The organism is Arthrobacter sp. Dra40, assembly GCF_059091905.1.
On sequence record NZ_JBNHHB010000056.1, the window covers coordinates 1 to 19,468 of the forward strand.

16 protein-coding genes and 1 pseudogene are annotated in these 19,468 nt (G+C 65.8%); 8 read left to right on the plus strand and 9 right to left on the minus strand.

The features are described from left to right. Positions 1-656, minus strand: a 656-nt coding sequence (locus AC5RWT_RS19670; protein ID WP_494081642.1) for an LLM class flavin-dependent oxidoreductase, incomplete at its 3' end; no start/stop codon positions are given. Positions 657-819: 163 nt separating this feature from the next. Between AC5RWT_RS19670 and AC5RWT_RS19675 the strand changes: the two genes are divergently transcribed. Further along, a complete protein-coding gene (locus tag AC5RWT_RS19675) occupies positions 820-1,476 on the plus strand; it encodes an SAM-dependent methyltransferase (RefSeq protein ID WP_494081643.1) in 657 nt (218 codons plus the stop codon). 75 nt (positions 1,477-1,551) lie between these two features. Here the strand turns inward: AC5RWT_RS19675 and AC5RWT_RS19680 are convergent, their stop codons facing one another. Both AC5RWT_RS19680 and AC5RWT_RS19685 read right to left on the minus strand, forming a co-directional pair. Beyond that, positions 1,552-1,740, minus strand: a complete 189-nt coding sequence (locus AC5RWT_RS19680; protein ID WP_494042987.1) for a DUF1918 domain-containing protein — start codon at positions 1,738-1,740, stop codon at positions 1,552-1,554. Between the two features lie 55 nt (positions 1,741-1,795). Beyond that, positions 1,796-2,347, minus strand: coding sequence for an acyl-CoA thioesterase (locus AC5RWT_RS19685; RefSeq protein WP_494081644.1), 552 nt, complete (start codon positions 2,345-2,347; stop codon positions 1,796-1,798). 229 nt (positions 2,348-2,576) lie between these two features. Between AC5RWT_RS19685 and AC5RWT_RS19690 the strand changes: the two genes are divergently transcribed. After that, positions 2,577-3,365, plus strand: coding sequence for an IclR family transcriptional regulator (locus AC5RWT_RS19690; RefSeq protein WP_494081660.1), 789 nt, complete (start codon positions 2,577-2,579; stop codon positions 3,363-3,365). 112 nt (positions 3,366-3,477) lie between these two features. Beyond that, a complete protein-coding gene (locus AC5RWT_RS19695) occupies positions 3,478-5,397 on the plus strand; it encodes an FAD-binding monooxygenase (RefSeq protein WP_494081645.1) in 1,920 nt (639 codons plus the stop codon). Between the two features lie 62 nt (positions 5,398-5,459). Here AC5RWT_RS19695 and AC5RWT_RS19700 read toward each other — a convergent pair whose 3' ends face one another. Then, complete coding sequence (locus AC5RWT_RS19700; RefSeq protein WP_494042990.1) at positions 5,460-7,226, minus strand: BCCT family transporter; 1,767 nt, start codon at positions 7,224-7,226, stop codon at positions 5,460-5,462. 92 nt (positions 7,227-7,318) lie between these two features. Here AC5RWT_RS19700 and AC5RWT_RS19705 point away from each other — a divergent pair, with 92 nt between their 5' ends. Together AC5RWT_RS19705 and AC5RWT_RS19710 are read left to right on the plus strand one after the other, a co-directional pair. Beyond that, positions 7,319-7,942, plus strand: a complete 624-nt coding sequence (locus AC5RWT_RS19705; protein WP_494042991.1) for a cob(I)yrinic acid a,c-diamide adenosyltransferase — start codon at positions 7,319-7,321, stop codon at positions 7,940-7,942. A gap of 63 nt (positions 7,943-8,005) precedes the next feature. Beyond that, positions 8,006-8,797: an IclR family transcriptional regulator domain-containing protein gene (locus AC5RWT_RS19710; protein WP_494042992.1), complete on the plus strand. Its 792-nt coding sequence runs from the start codon at positions 8,006-8,008 to the stop codon at positions 8,795-8,797. A gap of 76 nt (positions 8,798-8,873) precedes the next feature. Here AC5RWT_RS19710 and AC5RWT_RS19715 read toward each other — a convergent pair whose 3' ends face one another. After that, the gene (locus AC5RWT_RS19715) at positions 8,874-10,913 is read right to left on the minus strand and encodes an ABC transporter ATP-binding protein (protein ID WP_494081646.1); all 2,040 of its coding nucleotides are present in this window, start codon (positions 10,911-10,913) and stop codon (positions 8,874-8,876) included. Further along, entirely contained in the window at positions 10,910-12,643 is a 1,734-nt protein-coding gene (locus tag AC5RWT_RS19720; RefSeq protein ID WP_494042994.1) for an ABC transporter ATP-binding protein, read from the minus strand. Before AC5RWT_RS19720 ends, AC5RWT_RS19715 begins: the two co-directional genes overlap by 4 nt. A gap of 232 nt (positions 12,644-12,875) precedes the next feature. Between AC5RWT_RS19720 and putP the strand changes: the two genes are divergently transcribed. After that, a complete protein-coding gene (gene putP, locus AC5RWT_RS19725) occupies positions 12,876-14,387 on the plus strand; it encodes a sodium/proline symporter PutP (RefSeq protein ID WP_494081647.1) in 1,512 nt (503 codons plus the stop codon). 79 nt (positions 14,388-14,466) lie between these two features. Here the strand turns inward: putP and AC5RWT_RS19730 are convergent. After that, positions 14,467-14,748: pseudogene (locus tag AC5RWT_RS19730) on the minus strand (DUF1540 domain-containing protein); the annotation flags it as partial. 155 nt (positions 14,749-14,903) lie between these two features. Here AC5RWT_RS19730 and ligM point away from each other — a divergent pair. After that, complete coding sequence (ligM, locus tag AC5RWT_RS19735; RefSeq protein ID WP_494081648.1) at positions 14,904-16,310, plus strand: vanillate/3-O-methylgallate O-demethylase; 1,407 nt, start codon at positions 14,904-14,906, stop codon at positions 16,308-16,310. Positions 16,311-16,404: 94 nt separating this feature from the next. Here the strand turns inward: ligM and AC5RWT_RS19740 are convergent, their stop codons facing one another. Next, positions 16,405-16,704 (minus strand): hypothetical protein, encoded by a 300-nt coding sequence (locus AC5RWT_RS19740; RefSeq protein WP_494042998.1) that lies wholly within the window; start codon positions 16,702-16,704, stop codon positions 16,405-16,407. A 341-nt stretch (positions 16,705-17,045) separates the two neighbouring features. Further along, positions 17,046-17,912 carry a methylenetetrahydrofolate reductase gene (locus AC5RWT_RS19745; protein ID WP_494081649.1) on the minus strand — a complete coding sequence of 289 codons (867 nt, stop codon included), beginning with the start codon at positions 17,910-17,912 and terminating at the stop codon, positions 17,046-17,048. Positions 17,913-18,073: 161 nt separating this feature from the next. Here AC5RWT_RS19745 and AC5RWT_RS19750 point away from each other — a divergent pair, with 161 nt between their 5' ends. Continuing rightward, positions 18,074-19,381, plus strand: coding sequence for an MFS transporter (locus AC5RWT_RS19750; protein ID WP_494081650.1), 1,308 nt, complete (start codon positions 18,074-18,076; stop codon positions 19,379-19,381). Positions 19,382-19,468 lie beyond the last annotated feature (87 nt).

Here is a 19,468-nt window from a genome sequence, read left to right on the forward strand (position 1 = left end):
CCGGCGATCACGTACGGTTCGGCGAGCTGCGCCGAGGGCTGGAATTCGCGGCGGTAGACGGCCACGGCATCCTGCAGCGCGTTCGGTGCGAAGTGCGAGGCGAACGAGTACGGCAGCCCCAGCGCGGCGGCCAGCTTGGCGCCGAACAGCGAGGAGCCCAGGATGTACAGCGGCACGTTGGAGCCCTTGCCCGGTGTCGCATCTACACCCTTGATTCGGGTCTGTCCGGTGAGATAGCCCTGCAGCTCCAGCACATCCTGCGGGAACGAATCGGCGCTCATCGGGTCACGGCGCAGCGCCCGCAAGGTGTTCTGGTCGCTGCCCGGCGCGCGTCCCAGCCCGAGATCGATCCGGCCCGGGTGCAGCGCCTCCAGCGTGCCGAACTGCTCGGCAATGGTCAGCGGAGCATGGTTGGGCAGCATGATGCCGCCGGCGCCCAAGCGGATCGTGCGGGTATTCGCGGCCACATGGGCGATCAGCACGCTGGTCGCGGAGGATGCGATGGACGCCATGTTGTGGTGCTCGGCGTACCAGACCCGCCGGTATCCCAGTTCCTCCGCACGCTGCGCCAGCGCCACGCTGCCGGCCAGGCTTTCGCCCACGGTTTCGTTGGAGCCAATGGTTGCCAGGTCAAGGATGGACAGAGGTACGTTCACGCCGGCGGGCCTTTCGTTACGGGATGACCCACGGTAGTTGCCGCGGGCACACATCGACATAACGACGGCGGTGCCCGCCTTATTTCTTCCCGCTCCCCTCGGCGGGTCGTGGCCTGCGGCCGGGCGTTCTCCGCGGAAGGGTCGCGGCGTAGAGTCTGGAGGCATGGAACATCGCCATCAAGCCCCTCAAGGCCACGCGGAGGAACCCGATAAGTTCTGGGAAACCTTTTACGCTGAGCGGGACCAGATCTGGAGCGGCCGGCCCAACGCCATGCTGGTCCGCGAACTCTCCGGCCTGCGCCCCGGCAGCGCCCTGGAATTGGGATGCGGCGAGGGCGCGGACGCCATCTGGCTCGCCGAACAAGGCTGGCAGGTCACCGGCCTGGACATGTCCGGACTCGCGTTGCAGCGGGCGGCACGACACGCCAAAGAAGCCGGCGTCGCGGACCGGATTCAATGGCGCCGGCAGGATCTGGTCGGCTGGGAAGCCGGCGAGCAGTACGATCTGGTCTGCGCGCAGTTCCTCCACTCACCGGTCGAGCTGCCGCGGAACGCGATCCTTGCAGCTGGGGCCCGCGCCGTCTCCCCCGGCGGCCGGCTGCTGATCGTCGGGCACGAATCGTTTCCGCCGTGGTCCAAGCACCCTGAGCCGGAGGAAGCGCTGCCCACCGCAGCCGAGCTGGCCTCTGAGCTTGGGCTCGATGGCCCAGCCTGGACCTTGGAGACTGTGGACTCGGTGGAGCGCGATGTTACGGGACCGGATGGCGAAAGCGGCACGATGACGGACAGCGTACTGCACGCCCGCCGGCTGGTCCTGTAGTCGGCAAGGCCCTTCGCTTGGGGCGGGCTTCGCCTGCGGCGGGCTTCGCCTCTGCGGCGAGCTTACCGGCAGCGCTTATCTGGCAGCATGCTCGATGCTGCAGTCGGTGCCTGGGAAGACCACGCTCTCGTGTCCGTCGTCGAATCTGACGAAGTAAGGCGGGGCGCCGCCGGCGCCGCGGACCTCGATGACTTCACCGTGCCGATCAGCGGATTCCACCGTCTTTCCCCTGATGACGATGCGGTCTCCGGGTGCTGCGATCATGACCGCTCACCTCCCTCACCCATAGCGTAGGGCAAGGAGGTGCCGCCGACCAGAGTCAGCGCACCCAGCGGTGCGGAGCGGGACGGCGGGTGCTGGGCAGCGCGTTGTTCTCCCGCCATTCATGCAGCCATTCGGGCAGCACCAGCTCGGCCGGCGGTTGCTGGCCGGTGGCCGCGAAGATCTCCTCGTTAGCGACCGGACCTTGCTTAGACACCAACCGGGTGGCGATATAGGCGCGGGCGTAGATTTCGCCGTCGGAAACCATGCGCTGCTCAAAATAGATGGCCCGGTCGTCGAAGCCGACGATCCGGGTTTCAATGCTGTACCGCTGGCCGAGCGTGAGCGATTTGCGGAAGGAGATGGTCTCCGCACTGACCACCGGCGACCAGCCCTTGCGGCGGAAGACGTCCCAGACCCCGGCGCGCACCATCAGTTCGAAGCGCCCGAGGTCCATCAGCGAGAAGTACATCCCGTTGTTGACGTGCATCGCGATGTCGATGTCGGTGGGCAGCACACGCAATGGCAGGGTCGACGAATCCCAAATCCCCAGCGGGGGCCGGCGGCGCGCCGTGACAAGCAGTAACAGCGTACGGAAGATCAGGTGCATGCCGTCATGCTACCCGCTGGTAACTTGGCTGCCCAGCATCCAAGCGCAGCCTCTTGCGGCGGCGGACCTGCAGGTGCCAGGGCTGCGGGCGGCAGTCCGGCGCTTACCCGGTCTGGCCGGGCACAAACGCGCCTGCGCGCCCTCCTCTGCCTGCCCACCACCCCGGCCGGGTGCGCCCCTCCCGCTCCGGACCTCCGGACCTCCGGACTAGGCTTCTGCTGTGCAGAACATGAACATCGTGAAGAAGCCCGGCTACGCCGTGGACTCCGTCGACCGGGCGCTGCAGTTGATCATGCTTCTCCAGGAGCGGGACTGGCTGCGGATCACCGACGCGGCCAACGCGCTCAGTGTGGCCCCGTCCACTGCCCACCGGCTCATGGCCATGCTGGTGTACCGGGGCTTTGCCCTGCAGGATGACCAGCGGCGCTACTGCGCCGGACCGTCCCTGCGCGCCGACACCGCCGCTGGCCCTGCCCGGACCACCGTCTCGATCGCCCGCCCGCACCTTGAGGCGCTGGCCCTCGCGGTTCGTGAAACCGTGAACCTGGTCGAACGGGTCGGCGTCACCGCCCGCTACCTGTTCACGGCTGAGGGTCCGCAGTTGCTCCGGGTAGGCAACCGCACCGGCACGGTTCTTCCGGCGCACCTCTCCTCCGGCGGCAAAGCCATCCTGGCCACGCTCCCGGAGCCGTCGGTCGCGCAGCTCTACACCGGCAGGCAGGCGCAACAAAGCGGCAGCAGCCTCGCGTCGGCGGAACTGGAGGGCCTGCAGCGCGAACTGGCGGAAGCACGGACGCGGGGATATGCCGTCAACCTCGGGCGTACCGAACCGGACCTCGCGGCCGTCGGCGCACCCCTGGCAACCGCGGGCCGCCCCGCCGCCTTGGCCGTATCGATCAGTTCTCCGTTGTCCCGCGGCGGAGATATCCAGCAGCCGGAGGTCATCCAAGCCCTCCATGCCACCTGCGAAGCAGTGTTGCGCGAACTTCGCGCCGATGGCGCACTGCCCACCACGTAGTATTTCTGCTGGACAGAATCTCTTGGCTGATCCGTGGCGCCGATCACTACGATGTGATGCGTCGTGACAACGCCCGGGCCCGGACACGGCCTGACAAACCACCAGGAGCATCATGCAGTTTTATCTAGCCGGCTACCATCCAGGCGATCCTGAGCTCCGGCCGGCTGCGGAAGGTCGCCCGGACAGCCAGGGCGCAATGCCGGAAGAGGTGGATGTCCTGGTGGTCGGCACCGGACCGGCCGGGGTGGTGCTGGCCGCCCAGCTGGCCGAGTTCCCGGGCATCACCACCCGTGTGGTCGAACGGCGGGAAGGCCCGCTGGCGCTGGGGCAGGCCGACGGCGTGGCCTGCCGGACAGTCGAAATGTTCAACGCCTTCGGCCTGGCCGAGCGCTTGGTCCGCGAAGGGTACTGGGTTAACGAAACGGTGTTCTGGCGGCCGGATGACCAGGACCGCTCACGGATCGTTCGCAGCGGACGGGTCCAGGACGTTGCGGACGGGCTGTCCGAGTATCCGCACGTGATCGTCAACCAGGCCCGGATGCAGGACTACCTGCTGGAGCATATGCGCAAGTCCCACAGCCGACTGGAACCGGACTACGGCCTGGAAGTCACCGGCGTCGAGGTGGAAGGCTCGGGCGACTACCCGGTCCGGGTGACCATGCGCCGGGCGAACGGCGACGACCCGTCGGAAGAGGTCACCGTCCGCGCCAAGTACGTGGTGGGATGCGACGGCGCCCGCAGCGCGGTGCGGAGATCGATGGGCGTGGAACTGCGCGGCGACGCCCGCAACCACGCCTGGGGCGTGGCGGACGTCCTGGCCGTCACTGATTTCCCGGACGTCCGCTTCAAGGCCGCCATCCAGTCCGCGAACGGCGGCAACATCCTGCTCATCCCGCGCGAGGGCGGCTATCTGGTCCGGCTCTACGTCGATTTGGGCGACCTCGACCCCGCCGACCGCGATGCCCGCAAGCGGTTCACGTCCGACATGGTCATTGAGGCGGCCCAGCGGGTCCTCCGTCCCTACACCCTCGAGGTCAAGGACATCGCCTGGTGGTCGGTCTACGAAGTGGGCCAGCGCATCGCCGACCGATTCGACGACGTTCTTCCGGAGGAGCGCGGAACCCGCACGCCCCGGGTCTTCATCGCCGGCGACGCCTGCCACACGCACAGCGCCAAAGCCGGCCAGGGCATGAATGTGTCCATGCAGGATGGCTTCAACCTGGGCTGGAAGCTCGCGGCAGTCCTGGAAGGCCGCAGCCCCGAGACGCTGCTGGACACCTACTCCGGTGAGCGCCAGGCAGTGGCCCAGGAGCTGATCGACTTCGACACCCGCTGGTCCAAGACCATGAGCTCCCGTCCGAAGGACCCCAACCGGCCCGACGACGAGGGCTTGGACCCGGAGGAAGTGGAACGGCAATTCGTTGAGGCCGGCCGCTTTACCGCTGGCTTCGCCACCGACTACCCGCCGTCGATGATCATCGGAGAGGACACCCACGAGCATCTGGCCAAGGGCTTCCCGATCGGCGAGCGCTTCTACTCGGCCCCGGTTGTCCGGCTGGCCGACGCCAAACCGGTGGGGTTGGGCCACGTCGCACAGGCAGACGGACGCTGGCGGATCTACGCCTTCGCCGACGCCGCCCACCCCGGTGCCGCAGACTCCCGATTGGCCGCTCTGTGCCGGTTCCTGGCCGAGTCCGAAGACTCTCCGGTCCGGCGCTACACTCCCGCCGGAGCAGACGCCGATGCCGTCTTTGATGTCCGCGCCGTCTTCCAGCAGGGCCACCGCGAGCTGGACGCCAACGACGTGCCATCCTTCCTGTTCCCGCGGAAGGCTCCCTTTGGCCTGAAGGACTATGAGAAAGTCTTCACTCCCGACCTGAAGGCCGAAGAGGACATCTTTGACCTGCGCGGCATCGACCGCCGGCAGGGCGCCATGGTGGTGGTCCGGCCGGACCAGTATGTCGCCCACGTGCTGCCGCTGGATGCGCATCGGGAACTTGCCGACTTCTTCGCCGGGATCATGCTCGGTTAGCCAACTGGAAGGCAAGGGGCGGGGCCGGCGAACATTCGCCGGCCCCGCCCCGTCTTACTTACCTACGGATGGTGCCCGTGTTTCCTACCGTCGCCGGTGTCTTCCGGCAGGCCGCCCTTGGGATGGTCCGAGCTGCCGGAACCGTCGATGCGCGGCAGCTGTTCCGGTTCGACCACCGGGATTTCCGACGTGGACGACGGCACCGCAAACGGCACGTTGCTGGGCACACTGACCGCGCCGCGCACCGGCCCCATCCGCCGCTGCCGCAACGGATCCCGGCGCAGGTCCACATACAGGGACAGGCACAATCCGATGATGATCAGCACGAAGGGCGTTGAAGCCAGGATGGTGAAGGTCTGCAGGGCGTCCAGTCCGCCCACGAACAACAGCACAGCCGCCACCGCGCCGGTGAGAACGCCCCAGAGGATGACCAGAGGCGTCCACGGTTCCTTGCGGCCGCGGGAGGATAGCGTCCCGAGCACCACGGCGCCGGCGTCGGCGCCGCTGACAAAGAACACCGCGGTCAGCACCATCACCACGATGGCCGCTCCGATGAAGAACGGATAGTGCTGCAGCGTGGCAAAGAAGGCGGCCGCCTCGTTTCCTGCCCCGGCGATGTCCTCTCCGCCCAGCTGCAGGTTGATGCCGGCGCCGCCGAAGATGGAAAACCAGATCACGCTCACAGCGGTGGGGACCAGCAGCACGCCCAGGACGAACTCCTTGATCGTCCGGCCGCGGGAAATCTTGGCAATGAAGGTGCCCACGAAGGGCGTCCAGGAGATCCACCAGGCCCAGTAGAAGATGGTCCAGTTAGCCAGCCACTCGGTGCCGCCGAACACGGCCGAGTGGAAGCTCATGGGCACCAGGTTGGCCAGATAGTCACCGATCGAGGCGGGCACCAGGTCAAGGATGAAAACTGTGGGGCCGAGGACGAACACGAACAGCAGCAGCACAAGGGCAAGCACCATATTGGTGTTACTCAACCATTTGATACCCCGGGAGACACCGCTCGCAGCCGAAATCACCACGCCCACGGTCAGCACACAAATGATCAGGATGGGGGCAGCCGCTCCCGGATTTTCCTCGAACTGGCCGGTCCTCAGCAGCGCCAAGCCTGCGGCGATCTGCAGTGCGCCCAGGCCCAGCGAGGTCGCTGAACCGAACTTCGTGCAAATGATCGCCAGGATATCGATCGGCTTGCCCCAGCCCCTTTTCTCGATCCTTTCCTTGCCGAACAGCGCTTGGAACGGCGAGCTCATCAGGTTCCCCCGGCCCATTCGGTAGGTGGAATAAGCGAGCGCCAGGCCCACCACCGAGTAGATGGCCCACGGATGCAGGCCCCAGTGGAAGAGCGTGTAGGCCATGGCGCTGTTCGCTGCTTCGGGCGATCCGGGGGCAGCATCAACAAAAGGAGGCGGCGAGGCCAGATGTGTCACCGGTTCATAGACACCGAAGAACATCAGGCCGATGCCCATGCCCGCGCTGAACATCATGGAGATCCAGGACAGCGTGGAAAACTCGGTCGCCTCGCCCTCGCGTGAGAGGGGGATATTGCCGTACCGGCCAAAAGCGAGCACCAGCGAAAACACCACAAAGCCCGTTGCCCCGAGGATGAACAGCCAGCCGAAGGTGCTGGTCACCCATCCGAGAAGGGCCCCGGCGACTTCGGTCACCTGCTCCGTAAAGAAAATACCCAGCAGGCAAACGACGACAATGATGCCGCCTGAAACGAAGAAAACCGTCTTGTCGACGGTTTGCCAGCCCCGCCTCCCGTCGTCCGATTCCTCGGAGACCGTCGGCAGGGGGCCGGTGTATTCGCTGCTCATCATGGTCCTCACTGTTGTCACCGGTTGCGTAGTGCGCAGCCCCGGGCTTCCTGCGGCTCTTCGATGTGAAACGTCTCGTAAGTATAGTTGCAGGCATGAATGAACGTGGCGAATTTGCAGCGGACGACCAGACAGATCCCGACCATTATGGTGACTCCGGCCGCACCCTGTTCGGCAGTCACGGCGAAGTGTCCAAGAACGATCCGAGGGTCGTCGCGCACGCCGAGGTGGATGCGGCCAACGCCGCCGTGGCAGTAGCCATGGCGGGTGGCGGGCTGCCCGCCGAGGTCAACGCGATGCTGGTCAGCGTGCAGAACGATCTGTTCGACCTGATGGCCGACCTGCTGGTGCCGTACCCCAGCGACTACCCGGTGGACGCCCGCATCATCCCGGAGCATGCCGAGCGGCTAGAACGCGCCATCGAACACTTCAGGCAGGAAGCCGACGATCTTAGCGGGATGCTCCTGCCCGGCGGAACCCTATCCGCCGCGCTGCTTTACCAGGCCCGTACCGCCGTGCGCCGGGCCGAACGGACGGTGTGGGCCGCCCTGGACGAACACGGCGACGTGGTCAACCGCGAGACCGGGCGCTATCTCAACCGGCTGTCGGGCCTGCTGTTCGTGATGGGCCGGGCTGCCAACGCCGAACACGGCGACGTGATGTGGGTGCCGGGGTCCTCGGTGCGGGGTGTCCTCGAGGACCAGGCCGGCACCGACTGACGGTGCTACGCACGGTGTAACCAGCATCACGGTCAGGTGGCCTGCCGGGTATCCTCTTCAGTGATGACCATCACCAGCGAGCCCGCTCTCCGGCCCCCAGCAGAGCAGTCCGTGCGCACCTTGGCGCGCGGACTGTCTGTGTTGAGCGTGTTCGACCATGCAAATCCGGCCATGCGCGCCGCCGATATTGCTGCCCGGGCCGGGCTGAACAGGGCGGCGACCGCCAGGGTGCTGCGGACGCTGGTCCAGCTGGGCTATGTGCGCTGCCAGGGAGAGACGTTCGCGCTGACCCACCAGGCACTGGAACTGGGCTATGGCTACCTGTCCGGTTCCCCCTTGGTGCTGGCCTCCCGCCAGGGCGTGGAATGGTTGACGGGCGAGTTCGAGGAACCGTGCACCGCCGGCGTGCTGGCCGACGGCGACGTCATCTGCATCGCCGCCACCCGGGTTCCCGGCATGATCCGCGCCGGACTGACCGTTGGCGCCCGGATTCCGGCCCACGCTTCCTCGATGGGCAAGGTCTTGATGGCCGGACTCAGCGAGGATGAATTCCGCGCCACCCTGGACGGCAGCCAGTTCAGCCGGTTGACCGAGCAGACCATCGACAGCACCGAACGCTTCCGGCTGGAGATCGAGCAGGTCCGCCGGCAAGGCTACGCGGTCAACGACAGCGAATTGCAGTCCGGCCACCGCACCGTTTCCGTGCCGGTCAGGGACGCTGCCGGAGCGGTGGTCGCCGCCGTCGGCGTCAACATGCTGGCCACTCCGGACACCCTCCAGGCGGCGACCGCTGCCCATCTTCCGCCGCTCCGCCGTGCCGCGGAGCGGATCGCCGAAGGCTGCACACCCGTTTAACGCCACGACGGCGGCGCCGAAGGTGAGAGGCGAATCCTCACCCAAGCACCGCGTCGTTATCCCGTGGTTCAGCGCATCAGGACACCGGATCCGCTGCCGCCGCGAACTGGGACATGTAGAGCCGGTAGTACGGGCCTTCGGCGCCCAGCAGCGTGGCGTGGTTGCCCTGCTCCACGATCTTGCCGTCCTCCATCACCAGGATCACGTCCGCGTCCCGGATGGTGGAGAGCCGGTGCGCAATCACAAAACTGGTCCGGTCGGAACGCAGCGCGGCCATCGCGTGCTGGACCAGCAGCTCGGTGCGCGTGTCCACCGAGCTGGTGGCCTCGTCCAGGATCAGCAGCGACGGGTTGGCCAGGAACGCCCGGGCGATGGTGATCAGCTGCTTCTCACCGGCGGAGACGTTGTTGCCCTCTTCGTCGATCACGGTGTCGTAGCCCTCCGGCAGCGCCCGCACGAAGCGGTCCACGTAGGTGGCCTTGGCCGCCGCCATGACTTCTTCCTCGGTGGCATTCAGGTTGCCGTAGCGGATGTTGTCGAAGATGGAGCCGCCGAACAGCCACGCGTCCTGCAGCACCATGCCCACCTTGGACCGCAGTTCGGCCCGGCTGAGCGCGGTGATGTCCACGCCGTCCAGCGTGATCCGGCCGGCGTCCAGTTCGTAGAACCGCATCACCAGGTTCACCAGTGTGGTTTTTCCCGCGCCCGTCGGCCCCACGATGGCCACCGTCTGCCCCGGGTTCGCCGAGAAGGAGAGGTCTTCGATCAGGGGCTTGTCCGCGGTGTAGCTGAAGCTGACGTTGTGGAACTCCACGTGTCCGTCGGTCTTGGCCGGCAGCGTCTCGGTGGCCGTGTCCGGCTCCTGCTCATCGGCGTCGAGCAGTTCGAACACCCGCTCCGCGGAGGCCACGCCGGACTGCAGCATGTTGGCCATGCCCGCCATCTGGCTCAGCGGCTGATTGAACTCGCGCGAGTACTGGATGAACGCGGTGGCGTCGCCCAGGGTCATGGACCCCGATGCCACCCGCAGGCCGCCGACCACGGCGATGCCCACGTAGCTCAGGTAGGAGATGAACTGCATCACCGGCATGATCATGCCGGAGACGAACTGCGCACCGAACGAGGCCTTGTACAGCTCCTCGTTCTTCTCGTCGAACTGTTCCACCGACTGCTGTTCGCGGCCGAAGGCGCGGACCAGCTCGTGGCCGCTGAACGACTCCTCGATGTGGCCGTTGAGCGCACCGGTGTGCTTCCACTGCGCGGTGAACAGTTTCTGACTGCGGGTGCCGATCAGGCCGGCGCCGACGGCGGACAGCGGCAGCGCAATCAGCGCGATCAGGGCCAGCTGCCAGGAGACGATGAACATCATGATGGTGATGCCCAGCAGGCTCAGCGCGGACATGATCAGCTGTGCGAAGGCCTGCTGCAGCGCCTGCTGGATGTTGTCGACGTCGTTGGTCACCCGGGAGAGCAGGTCGCCGCGCTGGCGGGTGTCGAAGTAGTTCAGCGGCAGCCGGTTCAGCTTGGCTTCCACGTCCCGGCGCAGCCCGAAGACCACCCGCATCACGATCCGGTTCAGCAACCAGCCCTGCAGCCACATGAACAGCGACGAGACCACGTACATCCCCAGCACCAGCAGGATCAGGTTGCCCAGCAGCTGGAAGTCGATGCCCACGCCGGGCACCAGTTCCATCCCGGAGAGCAGGTCCGCGAACTGGTCCTGGCCCTGCGCGCGGAGCCCGGCGATGACCTCTGCCTTGCTGGCACCGGCCGGCAGGTTCATGCCGATCGCGCCGTTGAAGATGACGTCCATGGCGTTGCCCAGCACCTTGGGCGCAATCACGTTCAGTACCACGGCCACCAGCACCATGGCCAGCACCAGGGCGATGCTGGCCCTCTCCGGCTTTAGCAGCCCGAACAGGCGCTTGGCGGACGGCCAGAAGTGCTGGGCCTTGCGGACCGGGGTCCCGGTCATGAAGTCCTGGTCGGCCTCGCCGGGCTGGAACTGCTCCTCCAGGACCTCGGCCTCGGCTTCCGCGGCAGCGGCCGGGGTGGGCGCCGCCACCGGGTCGGGCCCGGTGGCCAGCTCGGACTGGGTTTCTTTGTCCGGGCTCATGCCACTTCCTCCACAGCGGTCTGCGAATCAACAATTTCCTGGTAGGTTTCGGAGCTTTCCAGCAGCTCCTCATGGGTGCCGCGGGCCACGATCTGGCCGTGCTCCATCACCAGGATCTGGTCCGCCTCGATGATCGTTGCGACGCGTTGGGCCACGATGATCACGGTCGCGTCCTTGGTGGTCCCCTTCAGCGCGGCGCGCAGCCTGGCGTCGGTTGCCACGTCGAGAGCGGAGAACGAGTCGTCGAAGAGGTAGACCTTGGGCTTGGCCACCAGCGCCCGGGCGATGCAAAGCCGCTGGCGCTGGCCGCCGGAAACGTTGGTGCCGCCCTGCGAGACCACTGACTCGAGCCCGTGGTCCTTGGCGCGGACGAAGCCCTCACCCTGGGCCACGCGCAACGCCTCCCAGAGCTCCTCGTCCGTGGCGTCCGGATTACCAAAGCGCAGGTTGTGCGCCACCGTGCCGGAGAACAGGTATGGCCGCTGCGGCACCAGGGCAACCCTGTCGGTGATGTCGGTGCGGGCCATCCGGGTGACCGGAACGCCGTCGATCAGCACGTCGCCGCTGCCGGCGTCGAACAAGCGCGGCAGCATGCTGATCAGCGTGCTCTTGCCGGCGCCGGTACTGCCAATGATCGCCGTCGTCTGACCGGGCCGGGCGGTAAAGCTGACATCGCGCAGCACCGGCACTTCGGCGCCGGGATAGGCAAAGGTCACGTTGCGGAACTCGACCACACCGGCGGACTCGCGCGCCGCCTCCGGCTCGGTGGGTTCATGCACCGAGGGCTCGACGTCGAGCACCTCACCGATGCGTTCGGCACAGACCGAGGCGCGCGGGATCATCATCGCCATGAAGGTGCCCATCATCACCGCCATCAGGATCTGCAGCAGGTACTGCAGGAAGGCCGTCAAAGCGCCGACCTGAATGTCCCCGGCGTCCACGCGCAGGCCGCCGAACCACAGTACGGCCGCCGTGGCTAGGTGCAGGATCATGCCGATCGAGGGGAACATCAGCACGAACAGGTTGCCGACCGAGAGCGAGACGTCGGTCAGTTCGCGGTTGGCCTTCTCGAAGCGCTTGGCCTCATAAGGCTCGCGGACGAATGCCCGGACCACGCGGATGCCGGTGATCTGCTCGCGGAGCACGCCGTTGATGCCGTCGATCTTCTGCTGCATGCTGCGGAACAGCGGCATCAGCTTCCAGACCAGCAGGCCGACCACCACGAACAGCAGCGGCACCGAGACCCATACCAGCCAGGACAGTTGCAGGTCTTCGCGGACCGCCATGATGATGCCGCCCACGCACATGATGGGGGCCATCACCATGAAGTTCAGGCCCATCAGCACCAGCATCTGCACTTGCTGCACATCATTGGTGCCGCGGGTGATCAGGCTGGGTGCGCCAAACTGGCCCACCTCGCGGGCGGAAAACCCGGTGACCTTGTGGAAGAGGCCGCGACGCAGGTCGCGGCCCATCGCCATCGCTGCCTTGGAGCCGAAGTAGACGCCGGCGATAGCCGCGGCCACCTGGACAAAGCTGACGGTCAGCATCACGCCGCCGGTGCTCCAGATGTAGTCGGTATCGCCGCGGGCAACGCCCTGGTCAATGATCTGGGCATTCAGGCTGGGCAGATACAACGCCGCGATGGTGGCGATCAATTGCAGCACCACCACCGCGAAAACGAGGGGAAGATAGGGGCGGCCATAATGGCGAATTAAGCGGAGCAGCATCTGGGTATGACGCAACTTTCGGGCAAAGGGTTGAAGTGAGGCCAGATAGAGGCTACACCTATTCACTGATTGGCGAAACTCAATCGGAGGTTGGGGATTATGCGCCTCAGCACCAACATGATGAAACGATTTTGCCCTAGATGGCGCCGCGGAGGGCACTGTGGCTGGTGTCATATGTACGCGCACTGGAATACTGAGCCGGACCAAACCGCTATTTGGGGAGGACCCAACCTTGGACGACCAGATATTCCAGCTCATCGCGATGCTGATCTATATGGCAGGCATGCTTGCCATCGGCTGGTGGGCGTACCGGCGTACCAGCGATCTTGACGACTACATGCTGGCCGGCCGCGGCCTGAAGCCCGGCGTTGCAGCATTGAGCGCCGGCGCCTCCGACATGTCCGGCTGGCTGCTGATGGGGCTGCCGGGCGCGCTCTATGTCGGCGGCTTGTTCGAGGCATGGATTGCGATCGGCCTGACCATCGGCGCCTGGCTGAACTGGAAGTTCGTGGCCCCGCGGCTCCGTTCCTACACCGAAGTATCCAATGACTCGATCACCGTTCCCAGCTTCCTGGAAAACCGACTGAAGGACCGGTCGCACCTACTGCGGGTCGTCTCCGGCGTGATCATCTTGGTGTTCTTCACCTTCTACGTTTCCTCCGGCATGGTGGCCGGCGGCATCTTCTTCGAATCATCTTTCGGCTCCACCTATGGGATAGGCATGCTGGTGGTTGGCGGCGTCACGGTGCTTTACACCATGTTCGGCGGCTTCCTCGGCGCCAGCTACACCGACGTCGCCCAAGGCCTCCTGATGTTCGCTGCCCTGCTGCTGGTGCCGATCGTCGGAGTCTTCGCCACCGGCGGCCTCGGCGCCACCATCGAATCCATCCGACAGGTGGACCCGAACCACCTGAGCCTGTTCACCGGCGGTGCCGTCGCGGGCATCTCAGCTGCTGCGTGGGGGCTGGGCTACTTCGGGCAGCCGCACATTATCGTTCGCTTCATGGCGCTGCGCACGCCCGGCGAGGCGAAAGCCGCCCGCCGGATCGGCATCGGCTGGATGCTCCTGACCGTCTTGGGTGCCGTGGCCACCGCACTGGTTGGTGTGGCCTACTTCCAGCAGAACCCGGACATGACCCTTACGGACGCCAAGTCGGCCGAATCAGTCTTCCTGGATCTGTCCCAGATCCTGTTCCACCCATTCGTCGCAGGTTTTGTGCTGGCGGCCGTGCTGGCGGCGATCATGAGCACCGTCTCATCGCAGCTGATCGTCTGCTCCTCGGCCTTGGTGGAGGACCTGTACAAGATCTTCGCGCGCAGACATGCGTCGCCGAAGACCCAGGTCATACTCGGCCGGATGGGCGTGCTGGTGGTGTCCGTCGTGGCGGGCATTCTGGCCTGGGCCCGCAACGACACCATCCTGGGCTTGGTTGCCTTTGCCTGGGCAGGCTTCGGTGCCTCGTTCGGCCCGACCATCATCCTGTCCCTGTTCTGGCGGAAGCTGACCATCGCCGGCGCGCTCTCCGGCATGGTGGCCGGTGCGGTAACGGTCTTTGTCTGGGGCACGTCGGCGCTGTCCGACACCATGTACGAGATTGTTCCGGGCTTCATCCTCAACGTTATCGTCGCCGTCGTCGTCAGCCACCTGACATACAAGCCCACGCCCGAGATCGAGGCCGAGTTCAACGAAGCCGTCCACCGGGTCCATGCTGCGGAAGCTCCGGTGCTTGCCGCGGAGCGCTGACCCTCCCCCGGCCGCACAGCCCTTTCAGGTGCCCCTTTCCGACGTCGTCCTATTCGACTCTGGAAGGGGCATTGACGGCCTATCGGTGGGCATAGGTTAGGCAGTCGGCGTTATCGGCGCCGGGACCCACGTGGACCGCCCGAGCCTGGCACATGAGGTGGTCATTGTGCAGGCATTCGGCGCGCTGGCAAGCGCCCACCCCGGCCAAAACCTTGGGCAAGCCGCCGTGCACTCCGGTGTCAATGAACGTGACGCAGGCAGCGTGGTTTTCGCCGCCGGCAACGGTGATAGCCCCGGCGTTGCATTCGGTGTGGTCGTTGAAAGAGCAGTTGGTGACGCTGCAATCGGTGACGTGAGCTGTTCAAAAAGGCGTATTTTCGTTCCGTATTTCCCGACCGGCGATTTTTACCCGGGTAAAAACCGTCGACATAACTACCTCCATAGATATAGAGTCGTGGTGTCTTGGGATTGTGTACTGCATCACAATCCAGCCGCCATCGAGGAGGACAAGTACCCATGAGCGCAAAGAACCTCCAGGAAGTCCTGGACCAATCCGGCAATACTGTCGAGATGCTGCGGAACTCGCAGATCGGCGCCTACATCTACCCCGTCGTCGCCCCTGAATTCACCAACTGGCGCAGCGAGCAGCGCGCCTGGCGTGAAAGCGCCGTGCTGTTCGACCAGTCGCACCACATGGACAACCTGTTCATCAAGGGCAAGGACGCCCTCAAGCTGATTTCAGACACCGCCATCAACTCGGTGGCCAACTTCCCCGTGAACAAAGCCAAGCAGTACGTTCCCACCACGCCGGCCGGACACGTGATCGGCGACGGCATCCTGTTCCACGAGGCCGAAGGCGAGTACGTCTACGTAGGCCGTTCCCCTGCGGCCAACTGGCTGATCTACCACGGTGAAACCGGCGGCTATGACGTCGATATCGAGGTGGACCGTCGGTCGCCGTCGCGGCCTATGGGCCAGCCGGTGAAGCGCAAGTACTGGCGCTTCCAGATCCAGGGCCCGAACGCCTGGAAGATCATTGAGAAGGTCAACGGCGGCCGGGTGGAGCAGTTGAAGTTCTTTAACATGGACCAGATGCAGGTGGCCGGCCGCCAGGTCCACACCCTGCGCCATGGCATGGCCGGTGCACCGGGGCTGGAGATCTGGGGACCGTATGAGACCTACGACCAGATCCGCGACACCATCCTGGAGGCGGGCCAGGAATTCGACATGCTCGCCGTCGGCTCCCGTGCCTACCCGTCCAACACGCTGGAATCCGGCTGGATTCCGTCTCCGCTGCCGGCCATCTACACCGGCGAGGAGCTGCGCCCCTACCGCGAGTGGCTCGGCGCCGACAGCTACGAGGCGGTCAACGCCGTGGCGGGCAGCTTTGTCTCGGACAAGATCGAGGACTACTACCTGAACCCGTGGGAGCTCGGCTACGGCCACATGGTGAAGTTCGACCACGACTTCATCGGCCGCGAGGCCCTCGAGAAGATCGACCCGGCAACGCAGCGCAAGAAGGTCACGCTCGAGTGGAACGCCGAGGACCTGGCCAAGATCTTCGCCTCGCTCTTCGACGCCGACGGCACGTCGTACAAGTATTTCGACCTGCCGCTGGCCAATTATGGCTCGTCGAACTACGACGCCGTGCTGGACGCCGCGGGCGAGACGATCGGCCTGTCCATGTTCACCGGCTACTCCGCGAACGAGAAGAAGGGTTTGTCCCTGGCAACCGTGGACGCGGACGTGCCGGAGGGCACGGAGGTCACCGTGGTCTGGGGCGAACCCGACGGCGGGTCCCGTAAGACCACCGTGGAGCCGCACCAGCAGCTGAACGTGCGCGCCATCGTCAGCCCGGTGCCGTACTCCTCGGCGGTCCGCCAGGACTACCCGGGCGGCTGGCGCTCCGGCAAGCAGGCCTGATCCCCGACTGCTCCTGAGGGGCACGACGGCGAGCGGCGGGGAGGGTGCCCAAGGCACCTTCCCCGCCGCTTCAGTTAATGGCCGGCCGCCTCTGTCAGTCGCCATCCTCCGGCAGGACCGTCTCTTCGACGTACCGCTCGCCCGACTCTGTCTCGCGCACGCTGTAGTGCTGTTCCATGTGCTCAATGGCGGCGGCGTCCTCGGGCCCAGGCGCACTGACGGGGTCATCGATGGCGGTGCGATCGGCATCGCCGTAGACATTGGCTAGACCCTGCTTGGCATCCGGGGGTATTTCACCCGGCGGCAGCACCTCTTCGTCGCGCGCCGTTCCAACCGGGGTTTCGTCGCGGTCCTTGCGGTCATATCGGTCCGGATTGCTGATGTTCTCGCTCATGGAGCTCCTTCCCTTAGGCGCCCGTGCGCCTTATCTTCACCTAATCACAGAGCAGCGGCGTGCAACAGGGCCGGGAACTGCGCACCACGCCCTCTGGAGCTCGTTCAGCCGATCTGGGCAGGGCCATGGGGTGGCCCAATCCGGCCTTAAGTCCGGCGAGCGCCGCTAAGGAGCGGCGCTGTCCAAGTATTAACACCTGCTCGAGCATCGTTCCTTGTCAGGGCGCCACGGCGCACTAAAAGATGGACAATTCCGTCTGAACGTGGACAGCGCAGCCGCGGAAGCCCGCCATCGCCGCGGCGCCGAGCCCCGTCCCCCGACGAGCTTCCGTTCGCGCGCCGCTACCGTCCGCCTCGGAAGTCCGTGACCCATTCCGCGGTGGCCTTCATTCCGCCGAAGGTGTAGAAGTGCAGCTTCACCGTGCCATGGACGGACGGGTCATAGCGGCCGGCGAATTCTTCCAAGAACTTGTCCGGTCCGGCGGTCCCCAGCAAGTTGGTCAGTGAAAACCCGTACTTGTGCACAATCCCGGCCGAGGAGGCCACACCGAAGCGCTTGGCATAGTTCAGCAACCGCTTCACCCCGGCCGGTCCCGGCACGCCGATCCGCACCGGCGCATTGATCCCGCGGCGGCGGACCTCTGCCAGCCACTCGAACACCGGGTCGGCGTCGAAGCCGAACTGGGTGATGATGACCGACTCCAGGTTCTGTTGCTGCAGTTCGGCGTATTTGCCCTCCAGCGCCTCCCACAGCACGTCGTCGGAAATATCCGGGTGGCCCTCCGGATAACCGCTGATGCCCACCCGACGGATGCCGTACTTGGGCAGCAATCCGCTGCGAATGACCTCCAGCGAGTCGGCAAAGGGGCCCATCGGTTCGGCCGGGTCCCCGCCCACCACGAAAACATCCTCCGGCGAAGCGTCGGCGGACAAGGCCTGCAGGAAATCCTCTAAGTCGGCCTGTGACGCCAACCGTCGGGCGGACACGTGCGGCACCGGCACAAATCCGTGCCGCTTCACCGCAGCGGCCGCGGAAACTCGCATGGGCAGGTCCTCGTTCCCCAGGAACGTCACGTTGATCAACGTGCCCGGAGGAATCGCGCCGGCCGCATCTTCCAGGGCCGGAACGTCCTTACCGGTCATCTCCAGCGAGAAGTCATCGAGCAACGCACGGGCAGCGTCCGATGCAGCGTGTTTCGGGTCGGCCATGATCCAAATCCTTCCGCATGTGGCACCGGTCACTCCTGACCGATCTGCAGCGAGTCTAGCCGCAAAACCACTACGGATATAGAGGGTCAAGAGTGGTTTGCTTTTCTCAATCACTGGGCGGATACTGTTGAAGCCTTCCCTTCTAACTCACAGGAATCACCATGTCCACGCCCCGCGCGCTGAGGCCCTTCGCCCACCGCAACTACCGGATCCTCATTTCGGCCCTGGCCATCTCGGTTTTCGGCACGGGCATGTGGGCCGTGGCCATGGTCTACCAAGTCATCGCGCTGGGCGGCGGCCCCATCCAGCTCTCACTCGTCGCCACCTGCTCCAGCATCGGACTGCTGGCCTTCGTGCTGATTGGCGGCATCGCGGCCGACCGGCTTCCGCGCCGCCGGCTGATCATCAGCGTCGAGGCCGCCAACCTGGTCGCCATCGCCGCCGTGACGCTGCTTGCCATGACCGGGCTGCTGCAACTGTGGCACCTGGCCGCGGCCGCTTTCCTGCTGGGTGTGGGAGCAGCGTTCTTCTTCCCCGCTTACTCGGCCATCCTGCCCAGGATCCTGCCGGCCGAGGACCTGCTGGCTGCCAACGGCATGGAAGGCACCATGCGCCCGCTGCTGCAGCAGGCCGCGGGCCCCGCCGTAGCGGGAACGGTCGTCGCTTCCTTCTCGCCCGGGGCAGCCATCGGCTGGATTTCGGTGTGCCATCTGGCCGCGCTCGTCATCCTGAACTTCCTGGGCCAGGAACTCGTTCCGGATCAGGGAAGCGCCGCGTCCGTCTCCACCCAGGACGAGCCCGCTGCCAAGCGCAGCTCCGTCCTGGCCGACCTGCGCGAGGGCGTGTCCTATACCGTCAAGACCCCGTGGCTGCTGTGGACGCTGCTGTGGGCGGTCGTGAGCGTGCTGGTTTTCATCGGCCCGATCGAGGTGCTGCTGCCTTTCGCCGTCGCCGATCAGTTGGGCGGGGATTCGAAAACCTTCGGATTCCTGCTCGGCATCTTCGGTATCGGCGGCGCGGTGGGGGCCTTGCTGACCGCGTCTTTGCGGCTGCCCAGGCGCTACCTCACCGTGATGCTGCTGTGCTGGGGCGCCGGCGCCCTGCCCATCGCCGCCATTGGCTTCACCGACAGCTTTTGGCTGATGGCCGTGGCGCTGTTCGTGGTCGGTGCCACGGGCAGCGCGGGCCAGGTGATCTGGGGAACGTTGCTGCAGCGCAGGGTGCCGTCGCCCCTGCTCGGCCGCATTTCCAGCCTGGACTTCTTCGTCTCGCTCGCCCTGATGCCCGTGTCCATGGCGCTGGCGGGGCCGGTGGGCGAAGTGGTGCCGATCTGGCTGATCTTCCTGCTGGTGGGCCTGGCCCTGCCGCTGCTGGCGGTGCTGGCGCTCACCTTCGGCGGCATGCTGAGGGACGAGATCGAGCACCCGCTGGACCGCAAGCTGGAACCGGTGGAACCGGCCAGCGCCTAGCGGCAAGCCACAGCACCTGACAACGACGGCGGTGCTCGTCTGGGTGCCGCCGTTGCCCTCAGCTGTGGGAGCTTCCTGCCCCGGGCC

What these genes read in the sequence shown, in the direction of transcription:
- AC5RWT_RS19715 (WP_494081646.1), bottom strand. Translation starts at nt 10,913, where the DNA reads ATGAGCCCGGACAAAGAAACCCAGTCCGAGCTGGCCACCGGGCCCGAC.
- AC5RWT_RS19700 (WP_494042990.1), bottom strand. Translation starts at nt 7,226, where the DNA reads ATGATGAGCAGCGAATACACCGGCCCCCTGCCGACGGTCTCCGAGGAA.
- ligM (WP_494081648.1), top strand. Translation starts at nt 14,904, where the DNA reads ATGAGCGCAAAGAACCTCCAGGAAGTCCTGGACCAATCCGGCAATACT.
- AC5RWT_RS19685 (WP_494081644.1), bottom strand. Translation starts at nt 2,347, where the DNA reads ATGCACCTGATCTTCCGTACGCTGTTACTGCTTGTCACGGCGCGCCGC.
- AC5RWT_RS19745 (WP_494081649.1), bottom strand. Translation starts at nt 17,912, where the DNA reads ATGGCCGACCCGAAACACGCTGCATCGGACGCTGCCCGTGCGTTGCTC.
- AC5RWT_RS19740 (WP_494042998.1), bottom strand. Translation starts at nt 16,704, where the DNA reads ATGAGCGAGAACATCAGCAATCCGGACCGATATGACCGCAAGGACCGC.
- AC5RWT_RS19675 (WP_494081643.1), top strand. Translation starts at nt 820, where the DNA reads ATGGAACATCGCCATCAAGCCCCTCAAGGCCACGCGGAGGAACCCGAT.
- AC5RWT_RS19720 (WP_494042994.1), bottom strand. Translation starts at nt 12,643, where the DNA reads ATGCTGCTCCGCTTAATTCGCCATTATGGCCGCCCCTATCTTCCCCTC.
- AC5RWT_RS19695 (WP_494081645.1), top strand. Translation starts at nt 3,478, where the DNA reads ATGCAGTTTTATCTAGCCGGCTACCATCCAGGCGATCCTGAGCTCCGG.
- AC5RWT_RS19690 (WP_494081660.1), top strand. Translation starts at nt 2,577, where the DNA reads ATGAACATCGTGAAGAAGCCCGGCTACGCCGTGGACTCCGTCGACCGG.
- AC5RWT_RS19710 (WP_494042992.1), top strand. Translation starts at nt 8,006, where the DNA reads ATGACCATCACCAGCGAGCCCGCTCTCCGGCCCCCAGCAGAGCAGTCC.
- AC5RWT_RS19750 (WP_494081650.1), top strand. Translation starts at nt 18,074, where the DNA reads ATGTCCACGCCCCGCGCGCTGAGGCCCTTCGCCCACCGCAACTACCGG.
- AC5RWT_RS19705 (WP_494042991.1), top strand. Translation starts at nt 7,319, where the DNA reads ATGAATGAACGTGGCGAATTTGCAGCGGACGACCAGACAGATCCCGAC.
- AC5RWT_RS19680 (WP_494042987.1), bottom strand. Translation starts at nt 1,740, where the DNA reads ATGATCGCAGCACCCGGAGACCGCATCGTCATCAGGGGAAAGACGGTG.